This is a genomic window from Mycobacterium sp., from assembly GCF_035499775.1.
GTDB lineage: Bacteria > Actinomycetota > Actinomycetes > Mycobacteriales > Mycobacteriaceae > Mycobacterium.
Window position 1 is genome coordinate 1 of sequence record NZ_DATJYB010000233.1, and the last position, 12,716, is coordinate 12,716.

A 12,716-nucleotide genomic window follows, 5' to 3' on the forward strand; every position below is an offset into this window, starting at 1 on the left:
CGTAGGCTGCAAGTCGGATGGCAACGTCGTCAAGATCCATGCTGGTGCTATTGCTGACAATGGCAATGTTGATCTTAAAGTGGACAATGGTTTCATGGCGGAAGTGGTCAGTGGTACTCAGTCGCAGAATGTTGCGATCCAGTATGACAAGAAAAATCTCTGGACAATCGGTCCATCGGTGAAGAAAGACGGCAATACCTACACCTTCAATGGTGAGGAAATGGACTCGAAGAAACCCTACGAGATGGTGGTGACCTGTCCGTAGGTTTCACCTCCACGGCGACAGGGGACGCCGCGGCGAAGGAGAACGATGTCGCTGCGTGAGAGCCGAGCGTGGGTGAAATGGGTGAAAAGTGACGGCCCCCATTGCGATCCGTTCACCAAACGCGAACGCGGTCCTCGGGCTTGAGGAACAGCGAGTCGCCCGGCTGGACGTTGAACGCGGCATACCACTCGTCCATGTTGCGGACGATCCCGTTGACCCGGAACTGAGCGGGGCTGTGGACGTCTGACAGCAAGCGGTTGCGCACCGTTTCGGGCCGGCAGATCTCCTTCCAGCTCGCCGCGAAGGCGATGAAGAACCGCTGGTCGCCGGTGAGGCCGTCGATGACAGGCGCCTCTTTTCCGCCGAGGGACAGCTTGTAGGCGTCGTAAGAAACGCGCAGTCCCGCGAGATCGGCGATGTTCTCGCCGAGTGTCACCTTCCCGTTGATGCGATTGCCCGGTAGCGGCTCGTATCCGTTGAACTGCTGGACGAGCTTGTCCGCCTCGCGGTCATAACGCTCGGCGTCGGCCGGTGTCCACCAATCGCGCTGCATACCGGTGCCGTCGCTCTTGCGGCCTTGGTCGTCGAACGCGTGGCTCATCTCGTGACCGATGGTGGCCCCGATTGCGCCGTAGTTCGCCGCGGGATCGGCGGCAGGATCGAAGTTCGGCGGCTGCAGGATGGCCGCGGGAAACACGATGTCGTTGAGCCGCGGAGAGTAGTAGGCGTTGTCGGTCTGCGGCGTCATGCTCCATTCGGCGCGGTCGATGGGCTTACCCAACTTGCTGACGTCGTCGTTCCACGACCACACCGCCAGGTTGTTCTCGTTGGCGACGAGGTCGCCCGCGTCGATCTTGACCGTCGCATACGACTTCCACTTGTCGGGATAGCCGATCTTGGCGAGCAGTGCCGCGAGCTTGGCCTGAGCTTCTTTCTTGGTCTCGGATGCCATCCACGCCGCGCCGTCGATGCGCTTGCTGTACGCCGTGCGGAGATTCTCGACCAGCGCTCGCGCCCTGTCGCGCGTTTGCTGACTGAAGTGTGCGGCCACATAGAGTTGGCCGACCGGGTCGCCGAGTTCGCTGCTCACTCGAGAAACACCGCGCTTGTCTCGCGGTGCGCGCTCCTGGGCTCCCGAGATCGTCCGGCCGTAGAAGTCGAACACCTCATCGGAGAACGGCGTCGACAGCACGCCGCCGTATGCATGCAGGACGTGGTAGCGCAGGTACGCCTTCCACGCGTCCAACGGCTCGTTGCCGAAAAGCGCCGCGGTCTTGTGCAACACATCGGGCATGCCGACCTGGAAGTCGGTCTCCGCCGGCAGCTTCAGCGCGTCGAACACCTCGCGCAGCGGCGCGCCCTGCCCGAGTTGCTCGACTTGAGCGCGCGGCATGATGTTGTTCGTCTTGTCGACGTTGCGCGCGTCCTCGCGCGGCACCTGGACCTCGGCCAGCTTGGTTTCCAGGGCCAGCAGCTGTTCGGCCTGCTGCTGAGAATCGGCGTACCCGGCGAGGCCGAGCAGCCGGGCCGCATGCGCGACGAACTTGTTGCGCAGCTCGACCGCGTCGGCGTCGGTGTTCACGTAGTACCCGCGCTCACCGAGCGAGAGGCCACCCTGCCAGATCTGGGGTATGTAGCGGGTCGGTTTGTTCGGGTCGATGTCGACCGAGACCGGGAAGGGGTCGTCCACCCGAGTCTTGCCGTTGAACGACACCAGCACCGAATTGAGGCCCGCCCTGTCGTTGACGGCTTCGATCTGCGTCAGCAGGGGTCGTACCGGCTCGACGCCTTTCTTGTTCAGGAGAGCTTCGTCCATGTAGGACGCGTAGAGGTCGCCGATCTGCTGCGAGATATCGCCGGCGGGCGCGTGTTTGTCGGTGGCGCCGGCGACGATCGCCTTGAGGTCGGCGTCGAGCTGGTTCTGGATGTCCAGACCGACGCCCGCGCACACCTTGTCGGGCGGGATCTTCGCGTTCTTCAGCCACGTGCCGAGGACGTAGTCGAAAAAGTCGTTGCCGGGCCGGACGGACCTGTCCATGTCGTCCAGGTTGACGCCCCAGGCACCGACCTTCGGCTTGGGCGGCTGTGCTGTCGGGTGGTCACACCCGACGAGGACCAAACCGACGGCGAGCGACAATGTTACCGTACGAACGAATACGCGCACCTCAGACCTCCAGTCGCCGGGCCAAAGGGCAGCTTAGCCGTCGGCGGAATTGGCTCCCCGACCGTGCCGGTTTGTAGGCTTTCGGGCATGCCGTTCAACAACGGCGAGGTCTTCGCTGGTTACGTCATTGAGCGCTTGCTCGGCGCTGGTGGTTCGGGCGAGGTCTACCTCGCCCAGCATCCTCGTCTGCCTCGCCACGACGCGCTGAAGATCTTGTCGTCGGGCTCACCAGCCGATAAGGAGTTTCGCGCACGATTCAATCGCGAAGCCGAATTGGCGGCGACGCTGTGGCATCCGCACATCGTCGGGGTCCTCGATCGTGGTGAGTTCAACGGCCGGCTCTGGATCTCGATGGACTACGTGGATGGCACCGACGCGGGTCGACTGGTTCAGCAGCGTTACCCCCGGGGCATGCCAGAAGAAGACGTCGTAGAAATCGTGACCGCGGTGGCTGACGCGCTGGACTTCGGTCATGAGCGCCTTCTGCTCCACCGTGACGTCAAGCCCGAGAACATCCTGGTGACCGCGGCCGATGGCCACCGGCGCAGGGTGTTGTTGACCGACTTCGGCATCGCTCGCAGGATCGACGACGTCAGCAACCTCACCGAGGCCAACGTCGCCGTGGGAACCATCAGTTACGTGGCCCCCGAGCAACTTCTGGGCAAGCCGCTGGACGGCCGAGCGGATCAATATGCGCTGGCCGCGACGACCTTTTACCTGCTGACCGGCGCCCCGCCTTTTCAAGACTCGAATCGCGCCGTCGTACTCAGCCACCATCTCAGTACGCCTCCACCGCGGATATCGGAGCGCCGCCCCGATCTCGCGCACCTGGACGCCGTGCTGATCAGGGCGCTGGCCAAAGACCCGAACGAGCGGTACCCGAATTGCGTCGACTTCGCCCGAGCCCTCACAGGGCAGGGTCCCGGCTCCGGTGTGCAGCCGCAGGCATCGAGCCCCGCCGTCGAGCCCGGTTCAAACCAGCGTCCGCACACACAGCGTCTCGAGCGTCTGGTCGTCAACGGCACAGCCGGCGCCGTCGCGCGCGGCGCGGTCGGTGCTCCAGATCATGTCGGGATCCTGTCGTTTCAGGTGGTCCCAATCGACCCACTGGACGATCTGCCTGCTCGTGTTCCGGTCGAAATAGAAACTGATCTCGTTTCCGGTGAGCTCGCAGACGGGGATGAGGTCGAGGTCAGCGGCGTCTGGGACGGCGACACCCTCGATGCCGACACGATCATCAACTTTTCCGTTCAACCTCCGCCGAAGCGACGCCGGTCCCGGCCCCCCGCCGAATCGCCCAGGGACAAGCCGCCGAAACGCCGCAAGGGCCGCGTCGTTGCCGTCGTCGCCGCCCTCGTCGGCGTGATCGTGTTGACCGCGGCCGCGGTTGTGTACTTCACCGACGGATTCGGCCATTGGACTCGCCCCGGACCGATGGTCACGCCGGTCAGCGCAACGGTGTTTTCACCCGACGGTGCCCCCGACAATCCGCAGGACGCCAATCTGGCGATCGACGGCAACCCGAACACGGCGTGGTCCACCGTCACGTACAAGGACGCCGTTCCCTTTCCGAAATTCCTCCAAGGAATGGGTCTGCTGCTGCACCTGTCCGAACCGACCGCACTGAGCGCCGTGACGATCGACGTGTCCAGCACCGGAACCAAGGTGCAGATCCGCTCGTCGCCCACCGAAACCCCGGCCAAATTGGCCGACACCACCGAGCTGACCCCAACCACCTCACTGCAGCCGGGGCACAACCGCATAGCGGTGCACAACCGGACCAAGACCGCCAATGTGCTGGTGTGGATCTCCACCTTGGGCACCACCAATGGCGAGAGCCGGACGGCGATCTCCGAGATCACTCTGCAGGCGGCTGCATAAGGTTGTGGAGAGCAAATGACCGTCGACGCCGCCAGCCCGAGCGTGTTCGACGCCGGCTTGCCGACCATCGAATACGACGTCACCGCAACTCCCGCGCAGGTCTACCCGCAACTTCTGGCAGCGCAACGGCTGGCACCGATCGCGCTGGGACCATTTGGACCCGAAGTCCTTTCGTACGAACTGGTGCGAACCGTGCTTCGGGACAGTCGGTTCCAGATCCCGACCGGCTACATTCTCGCCGTTCAGGGCATTACGTCCGGACCCCTCTGGGACAAGGTCGGCGACTCGCTATTGGGCATGGAGGGCGCCAAACACCAGCGCGTGCGCAGCGTCGTGGCGAAGGCATTCACCCCGCGAGCTGTCGAACGACTGCACGCCACGATCGTGGAGATGATCGACGAACTCGTCGAACCGGTCAGCCGCCAGCGTCATTGCGACGTCGTCACCGAGATCGCGCGGCCCTAACCCCCGCCGGACTGGGCCCGCGCCGTGGAAGCCGGTTGGCGGATTGAGCGGGCCGACGAGCCTCCCCATCGCCTTCGACAGCTAGACCAGGCTGCCGTGTCCGACGGGATTCGCGTGTGAAGTGAGCCGAACTCGGCTTAGTGTGGTCAGCGGAAGACCACCCCACGGAACGAGTACCAATGAACAGCGACGAGGAGTCCGTCACCACGCTGGAGGATCTCCGCGGCGATCTGGCGCAACGGTACAAGTGGGCACCGAGCGGCGGAAGCTCGGTGGACGGCGCGGTCGTGGCGGCCGACTTGGCGGCCCTCGACCGCGACGGCTACGTCGTCTGGGAGAACCTGCTCAGTACCGACCAGTGCCGGCAAATCCGTGAGATCGTGCGCCTCTGGCTGGGGCACACCGGACGCAACTCTTTCGAGGGCCGGCGCACCCAGCGCATCTACAGCGTGCTGAGCAGGACGCGCGTGTGCGACCGGCTTGTCGATCATCCCCGGGTGCTGGCGGTGCTCGATCGGTTGCTGATGGCCAACTATCTGCTTTCGGCGTTGCAGGCCATCAACATTCAGCCCGGAGAGGCCGCGCAGCTGGCTCATCATGACGACGGCTTCTATCCGATTCCGCGGCCACGGGCGCCGTTGGCGGCGGCGACGATCTGGGCGATCGACGACTTCACCGCCGACAATGGCGCCACGGTGCTCTTTCCCGGCAGCCACCGCTGGGGCAAACGTCGTCCGGGCCCGCGCGATCACGCGCTACCTGTCGTGATGCCTGCCGGTTCGTGCGTCTTCTTCGTGGGCACCCTGTGGCACGGCGGAGGCGCGAACACCACCACCCGCGAGCGTCTCGCCGTCACCGCCCAGTACTGCGAGCCGTGGCTGCGACCGATGGAGGCCTACACCTTGTCGGTATCGCGCGACATCGCTCGCACGGTCTCCGAGGACATCCGCCGCATGCTCGGCTACAGCATCCACCCGCCGTTCGTCGGTGCGGTCGACGGCCTGCACCCGCTACGGCTGCTGGAAACCGGGCAGGACTCGTAGCCCGGTTGTCCGTCACACCACCGACGGCGGTGTGGTCAGTTGTCCTCGCATCCAAGCGATCCCGCCGCTGATGTCATACGGCGAATAGTGCGGGTTGGGCGTATCGCCGAGGAACACAACGCCGCTGATGATCGCGATGACGATGCCGATGATCTCCTGCCACGGCGTCTGGAACAGGTCACCGATCTGCGCGGCGAGGGAGTACGGGTTGGAGAAGAAGTCGTTCATCACGGCCTCGTAGACGGAAGCCCTGATGTCGCTTGCTTTGTCGTCGCCGTTCTCTGCGAAGATGTCGCCTTCGCGGTAAACGTCCACCCAGTCGTCGGGCTTGACGGGGAACCCGGGTAGGCCGAATCGCTTGTACGGGTCCAGGCCGTGGGTGTCGGGCTTGGTGATCCACGATGTGGCCCACGCCGCGATGCTGTTGGTTTGGCGGCATGGGTTGCCGTAGGTCAGCACACCTCTGAGGTCCGCCCGACGCCAGGCGAGCGGCTGACCGTCTTGCAGGTAGTTGAAGTAGAAGTACGACCCGACGATGGCGCCCTGCGAGAAGATGCCCAGCGACCACGGCGTTCCCGGGGGGAACGGCACGCCGTTGTCCATGAAGTTCGCGCCCACGAGGCGCGCCAGCTCGTTGATTCCGCTGTTGTTGTCGAACGGCACCGCGACGTTGTTGTAGCCGATCGGCTGGTGATGGCAGAGGCCTTCACTTTCGAGCTGGTTGGCGGTGTCGGCCACCGGCCCGGCGAACATGTTCGACGAATGGCCCTCGACCGTGAACATGATCGGCAGCAGGTTCGCCGGTGGCGTGTACCCGGCGAGGTTTGCAGTCGTCTGGTCGAACACGCCGGTCTGCGCAATCCCGAGGCGCCGCTGCATTTCCTTGACCGCGGCGACTTCGTCATCGCCGTAGTAGCCGTCGGCCGGCGGCGCGTAGGCGTGATACATGCGATCGAACCACGCTTGCCAGTACCAGATCTCCGGGCCATTCGACCCGAGCATGTACGGAAGTGGCATGAGCGAATCTCCTCACGGCGCGGCGGTCTATGTGGATGCATGATGCTTGAGCCATACGAGGGCGTCAACGACGCTCATCGGCGCGCCGGACGCCATGAGCGTCGACCACTTTCAGGTTCTATATCCGAGGCGAGCTAATCGCGGTGAACGCCGACTCCTCAGTTCTGCACAAGGTCCGGCATCGGCTCCGCACCCGTCAGCCAGTGGCGTCCGGTCCGGCGGGCCGCCTCCCACTTGGGGACGCTCACCGCATCGTCCTGGCCCAGATCCTCTGGGGTGGGGCCGATGCGCTCGACCAGGCCGGCGAGGGCACCCAGATCGAAGTTGTACACCTCGGCTGCGGTAAGCCCGAGGATTTGCCGCGTCTCGTCTATTGGAATGTCCCAGAACGAGCGTCGCAGCCAGTCGCGGGTGTGCGGCCATGTTCCTTCCGGATGAGGATAATCGTTGCCCCACAGCATGTTTGGAACACCGATCTCGTAGCGACGGGCCAGTTCCCGGCGCTCGGTGGTGGTGGCACCGATGAAGCAGTTCCGATCGAAGTACGCCGAGGGTGGCATCGTCAGATCGCCCTCCAGCAGACGGCTCATCTTCTTGGCCGAGTGCTCACGCATGAACCGGGTGTCCATCAGCCACAACAGATCGTTGGCCCAGAAGGCGCCGCACTCGGTGGCTCCCCAGCGCAGGTTCGGGAAGCGCTCGAACACGCCGGCCCACAACGCGAACCACAGCGGCCGGACTCCCCACCAGCGCACCTCGGTCGTGTAGATGCCCAGGTGTGGGCCGTACTGCTCACTCGGGGCGGCACCGACGTGGGTGTGAACTGGCATCTGCAGGTCCTGGCAGGCGGCCCACACCTTGTCGTAACGCCGGTCATGGTAGGGCGGATAGTCACCCCAGAGCACCGGAATCATGATGCCGCCGCGCAACCCGGCCTCGGCCGCGCGGGCGATCTCGGCCACCGCCGCGTCAACGTCGGCCAGTATCGGAACCACCGCAACCCCGGCCCGTCGCTCCGGGCTGCAGCTGCACAGTTCAGCCAGCCAGCGGTTGTGGGCCCGCGCCCCGGCCATGGCACGTCCGGGGTCCAGGTCGCCAGATTGGCCCAGGCCCGCGCCGAACGGAGCCCCGGCGACACCGGTGACGGCGTCGGCGTCGGGAAAGATGACCTCGCCGGCGACACCGTCGCCGTCGAGTTCGCGGTCGCGCCGGGCGACGTCCCAGCCGCCCGCGATGCCGTCTCCGTGTTCGTCGAACCACTGCTCGGCGAACTGTTCATCGATGAAGCCGCTCGCCTGCGCCGCGGCGGCGATCTTCTCGGCGAGGAACGTCTCGAAGTCGTCCCGGTATTCGGGGTCGACGTACTCGCGATACTGCTCGGTGGGCAGCTCGGCATGGGTGTCTGCGGAGATGATGAGGTAGGGCGCCGTGTCGTTCATAGAGGTCCTCGCTTACCAGGTTCGGATCGGGTCGGGCTCGAAGACGGTGCTGCGCGCGTCGGCGGGCACGGCCGAAAGCGGCTCGGCAACCTCGGCCACGGTCGGGCCGATTCGGGTGACCAGGGATGCGAGGGCGTCGAGGTCGAATCCGTATACGGCCGCGGCATTTTCGCCCAGCATGGCCGCCACCTCGGCTGTCGGGACGTCGCTGAAGGTGTGGCGCAGCGCCTCCCGCGTGTAGGGGGCGGTCCCCTCGTAGTGCGGGTAGTCGGCTCCCCACATGATTCGGTCGACGCCGATTCCGTGGCGTTCGGCACACTCGACGGGCCGCATGAAGCTGGCACCGACGTAACACTGGCGGCCCCAGTACTCGCTGGGCTTGAGTGTCAGCGAGCCGGCGATGGGCCCGGCGAAGCGGGCGATCGCCGAGCTCGCCCGCCCGTACCGGGCCGCCGCCACGTCGAGCGAGTCGAGGGTCGCCGGTATCCACCCGGCGCCCTGCTCGGTGAAGACCACGGTGAGGTCCGGATGGCGATCCAGTGCGCCACTGAAGATCAGGTGCCACAGCGCCCGGTGCGCCCACCAATGCGTCTCGTACACCCACACCGCAAACGAGCTCCCCCACCCGTCCGTCGGGCTCGGTCCCGCGTTGCCGCCGTGATGGTTGACCACCAGGCCCGCCTCGGCGCATGCGGCCCACAGCGGTGCCCAGTGCTCGGCGTAGAGCGGCGGGATGCCAGTGCCGGGGACAACTCCGGGCAGCAGCACGCCGCCGCGCAGCCCCAGCTTGGCGATCTGCGCTAGCTCGGCGATCGCTTCGTCAAGGTCGCTGAGCAGGATCTGGCCCACCCCGGCGCGCCGCTCGGGCGACAGGGAGCAGAAGTCGGACAGCCAGCGATTGTGCGCCCGCAGGCCGGCCCACCGCAGCTCCAGCTCCGCGGCGGTCTGCGGTGGAGGGGCGGCCAAGCTCGCCTGTGGAAAGAACGGCGGAACGGTATTGGGGAAAAGCACCTCCCCCGCGATGCCCTCCCGGTCCAAATCGGAGTTGCGCCGATCGCTGTTCCAGTTGCGCTCGGCCTCAGCCTCGGTGAGGTCGCCGAACGGGTTGACGAATGTCTTTGCCCAGCCGTCGAATTCGTCTCGGTACTGCGAATCGAGGTACTCGCGGTAGTCGAGCAGGTCGGCGCCGGCGTGGCAATCAGCCGAAATGACCGTGTACCGGTCCATGAGCTACGCCCGCGCCGGCTCGGGCCTGGGGGCGGCGAGCAGGGCCACATCGTCGTAACGCTGGTGCACGTACGGCAGCAGCCACTCCTGCGGCACCCGCTCGGCAATCCGCCCCACCTGGATGGTGCGCCGGCGACACCAGGTGATCGACCTGATTTGGCGAATGACGATGTCGGCCACCGGATCCAGCGGCGACTCTCCCAATTCGACTGTCGCGTCGATGTTTTCCAGCAGCTCGTAGTGCCGGTGGTACTCGCCGTAGACCAGATGAGGGTCGGTGATGCCGCTGCCGTCGGGGGCACGCAGGAACTTGAAGTAGAACTCGGTGTTCACCTGGTCGGGCGGCAACTCCGCCGGGCCGGTGATCTGGCCGCTCACTCTGATGAGCTGATAGCCCAGCCGGTCAATCGTGGCGGTGACACGATCGCCGTCGCGTTCTAACTCGAGGTGGGCCAGTTTCTTTGGCTCGCCGAATGTTTCGCGCCCGCCGGTGACCGACTGTTCGGTGGACTGCGGCATGAACAGGGGGTAGTCGCCCTGGAGTCCGCCGTGCCGGGCGGTCACCGAAAACACCGCCGATCCGAACGGCGCCATGCCCGCTATCCGGACCCGCTGCAGCTGGATCCGCACCAGTGGTTCGTTCGCCGGCTCCAGCGGCTTGGGCAGCACGGCCGTGACGATCTCAGGTTCGGTGAGGTAGGTGATGGTCACCGCCTCGGTGGCGATGGGCGCCTTGGTGGCGTCGATCTCGTGGTCGACCTGTGCCTCGGGTGGGCGAGGACCGTAACGAACTGCGTTGGTGCTCAACGCTTTCCTCCTTTTTCTGGCGCGTTCTTGGCATGTTGGCCGAGGACGTCGACCAGGTAGTCGGGCTCACCGCGAGCAAGGATCGATGCCGCCTTGTTGCTGACAACCTGGTCGCCTGGTGTGGGCGGACCCATCATCCAGAAGCGATCCGCCCGAATTCCGTCCACGACTTGGTCAGCGACCGTGTCGAGCGGGGTGAATTCGACATGTGCGCCGGCGGCTTCGAAGCGGGCCACCACCTTGGCCAGTATCTGGTCGGGTGTGCGGCGTTCCTGGGTCGCGGCGTAGCGCTGCGGGCGGTGCCGCCACGACTCCCAGATGCCGGTGTTCAAAAAGCCGCCGGGGAAAAGGACGTGCGCCCGCACCCGCGTCCCGGTCATCTCGAGGTGGGTGTAGAGGCTTTCGGTGAGGCAGAGCACTGCGGCCTTGGTCATCGGGTACACCGCGGTGGCCGGCCCGCCCATGGCCCCCCGGGCAATGGGCGCGAATCCGCCGTTGCCCGAGCAGGTGTTGACGACGTGTCCTTCGCCCTGCTCGAGCAGAATGGGCACGAAAGCCTTGATGCCATGGATGACGCCAAGCACATTGACGTCGATCCCCCAGCGCCAGTCGGCCAGGTCGTGTTCCCACATGTAACCCTCGGAGACCCCGCCGGTGCCGGCGTTGTTGCACACCACGTGCACCGCGCCGAAGCGATCGAGCGCCTCCTTGGCCAGCGACTCGACCGAGGAATAGTCGGTGACGTCGGTAACCACGCCGACCGCCTCGATGCCCTCGTCCGCGAGTGCCCGGGTCGCCTCGTCCAACGGTTCGGCGAGGACGTCGGCGAGCACCACCTGCATGCCCTCCCGGCCGAAACGCCTGCCCATGGCCTGGCCGATGCCGCCGGCTCCCCCGGTTACGACCGCCGTTTTGCCTCGAAGGTCTGTCTTTGTATCTGTCAATGTGGCCACCGTCACAAATGGTCACATGGTCGCGGATATCACCGCAAGCAGTCGCATTATGCGACCATTGCGCCCATGGCTCCGCGCCCCTCACCGCAGACTGAACGGGTCGTGAACCTGTTCGAACGGCTGGCAGGTGAGGAGAGCCAGGGGATGACTCTGGCCCAGGTGTCGCGCCACTTGAGCGTGCACAAGGCCAGCTGCCATTCGATGCTGTCCGAACTGCTCCGGGCCGGCTGGCTACTGCGCGACCCGGTTCGCAAGACCTACCACCTCGGTCCCGCTCTGGTCCGGCTCGGCCGAGAGGCGGCGGGCCGCTATCCGGCTCTGGTGTTGGCCCGCTCCGCGATGGCTGAGCTGTCGGGCGCCACGGGCGCGCACTGCGTTGCCTTCTCGGTGAGCGATGACTACTCCACCGTCGTCGATCAGGTCCGAAGCCGTCACGGCGGCGGTCACCCGATGCCCATCGGCACCCAGTTCCCGCATCGCCCGCCGTACGGGGCGTCAACCGTTGTCTGGGCCGGGCCGGAGGCGCGCGAGCGCTGGCTGGCCGCGCTGCCCGAGGACGTGCGCGATCGCTATCGCGAGGCCATCGCCAACGCCCAGCAGCGTGGCTACGCGGTAGGTCTGCACCTCCTGCCCGATCTGCGGCTGCAGGAGCTGGCGCTGATCGTGCGCAGTGCCGAGGTGCGTTCCACCCGGCTGAGCCAGCTGGCACAGGAGTTGACCGACGAACTCATCCATCAGGAGGAGTGGTTCCCGGTCCGCCTGGACCCCGACCGCACTTACGAGGTGAGCCACATCGACTCCCCCATCCTGGAGTCCGATTCCCGCATCGCCCTGATGCTCAGCCTGGTCCCCAGCGCCGAGCCGATGAGCGGCGCGGCGGTCACTCAGCTGGGGGGCCAGCTCTCTGCTACGACCCGCCGACTAAGCGCCGCCTTGGCCGAGGAGTCGCACCTCCCGGCGCACCAAATAGGTTGTTAGACAAGGCCAGTGGCGGTTTCGCCCGACCGAACAACATGACTGGCGATCGCACGAGCGACCACCTTCCCGTCCTGGAAGATCTCCGCGTCGGTGGCTGCCGCGCGTCGCCCAGATTTGGTTGCCCGACCCACACACGTGAGCGTGATGCCAGGTAGTGCGGGGTTGAGGTACTGGACTGCAAGCTGAAAGTGGGGCGCGGCGGTGCCCTCGGGGAGAACTGCGTGGACGGCCCATCCGGTGGTGACGTCCAGCAACGCGGCGAGAAATCCGCCGTGCACTATGCCCCGCTCGTTGCAGTGTTCGGGTTGCGGCATGGCCTCGACAACGGCTTCGTCTGCATCGGCGCGTACATAGGTGAACCCGAGCAGCTGCGCGAAGTGTCGCGGCATTGAAGACATGGCAGGACAGTAGTCACTCGGCTGGCCTAGGTGGTGAATGGGCCGCGCCATCGGTCAGCTCGGGATCGATATCGTGTGA

Annotated in this window: 11 protein-coding genes and 1 pseudogene; 5 read left to right on the forward strand and 7 right to left on the reverse strand. The window is 65.7% G+C overall.

Features of this window, described 5'->3' with window-relative positions; translation table 11 throughout:
- A partial coding sequence (locus tag VML93_RS15540) for a lipoprotein LpqH (RefSeq protein ID WP_325611940.1) occupies positions 1-265 on the forward strand: 265 nt, incomplete at its 5' end.
- Positions 266-377: 112 nt separating this feature from the next.
- On the opposite strand, the gene VML93_RS15545 is transcribed toward VML93_RS15540, so the two are convergent.
- Positions 378-2,402, reverse strand: a complete 2,025-nt coding sequence (locus tag VML93_RS15545) for a M13 family metallopeptidase (RefSeq protein ID WP_325611941.1) — start codon at positions 2,400-2,402, stop codon at positions 378-380.
- A 114-nt stretch (positions 2,403-2,516) separates the two neighbouring features.
- Here VML93_RS15545 and VML93_RS15550 point away from each other — a divergent pair, with 114 nt between their 5' ends.
- From VML93_RS15550 to VML93_RS15560, 3 genes and pseudogenes are all read left to right on the forward strand, one after another.
- The gene (locus VML93_RS15550) at positions 2,517-4,310 is read left to right on the forward strand and encodes a serine/threonine-protein kinase (protein ID WP_325611943.1); all 1,794 of its coding nucleotides are present in this window, start codon (positions 2,517-2,519) and stop codon (positions 4,308-4,310) included.
- Between the two features lie 15 nt (positions 4,311-4,325).
- Positions 4,326-4,772, forward strand: a pseudogene (locus VML93_RS15555) (cytochrome P450); the annotation flags it as partial.
- 182 nt (positions 4,773-4,954) lie between these two features.
- Positions 4,955-5,818 (forward strand): phytanoyl-CoA dioxygenase family protein, encoded by an 864-nt coding sequence (locus VML93_RS15560; protein WP_325611945.1) that lies wholly within the window; start codon positions 4,955-4,957, stop codon positions 5,816-5,818.
- 12 nt (positions 5,819-5,830) lie between these two features.
- On the opposite strand, the gene VML93_RS15565 is transcribed toward VML93_RS15560, so the two are convergent.
- The 5 genes from VML93_RS15565 to VML93_RS15585 all read right to left on the reverse strand — a co-directional run bounded on the left by VML93_RS15565 (position 5,831) and on the right by VML93_RS15585 (position 11,252).
- Entirely contained in the window at positions 5,831-6,835 is a 1,005-nt protein-coding gene (locus tag VML93_RS15565; protein ID WP_325611946.1) for a peptidoglycan-binding domain-containing protein, read from the reverse strand.
- A 158-nt stretch (positions 6,836-6,993) separates the two neighbouring features.
- On the reverse strand, positions 6,994-8,274 hold the full coding sequence (locus VML93_RS15570; RefSeq protein WP_325611948.1) for an amidohydrolase family protein: 1,281 nt from the start codon (positions 8,272-8,274) through the stop codon (positions 6,994-6,996).
- A gap of 12 nt (positions 8,275-8,286) precedes the next feature.
- The gene (locus VML93_RS15575; protein WP_325611949.1) at positions 8,287-9,501 is read right to left on the reverse strand and encodes an amidohydrolase family protein; all 1,215 of its coding nucleotides are present in this window, start codon (positions 9,499-9,501) and stop codon (positions 8,287-8,289) included.
- A 3-nt stretch (positions 9,502-9,504) separates the two neighbouring features.
- Positions 9,505-10,308 carry an acetoacetate decarboxylase family protein gene (locus VML93_RS15580; protein WP_325611950.1) on the reverse strand — a complete coding sequence of 268 codons (804 nt, stop codon included), beginning with the start codon at positions 10,306-10,308 and terminating at the stop codon, positions 9,505-9,507.
- A complete protein-coding gene (locus VML93_RS15585; RefSeq protein ID WP_325611952.1) occupies positions 10,305-11,252 on the reverse strand; it encodes an SDR family NAD(P)-dependent oxidoreductase in 948 nt (315 codons plus the stop codon). The genes VML93_RS15580 and VML93_RS15585 overlap by 4 nt, the downstream gene beginning before the upstream one ends.
- A gap of 75 nt (positions 11,253-11,327) precedes the next feature.
- On the opposite strand from VML93_RS15585, the gene VML93_RS15590 reads away from it, so the two are divergent.
- The gene (locus tag VML93_RS15590; RefSeq protein WP_325611953.1) at positions 11,328-12,239 is read left to right on the forward strand and encodes a helix-turn-helix domain-containing protein; all 912 of its coding nucleotides are present in this window, start codon (positions 11,328-11,330) and stop codon (positions 12,237-12,239) included.
- On the opposite strand, the gene VML93_RS15595 is transcribed toward VML93_RS15590, so the two are convergent.
- Positions 12,236-12,637, reverse strand: a complete 402-nt coding sequence (locus VML93_RS15595; protein ID WP_325611955.1) for a PaaI family thioesterase — start codon at positions 12,635-12,637, stop codon at positions 12,236-12,238. The two genes, VML93_RS15590 and VML93_RS15595, sit on opposite strands and share 4 nt — an antisense overlap.
- Positions 12,638-12,716 lie beyond the last annotated feature (79 nt).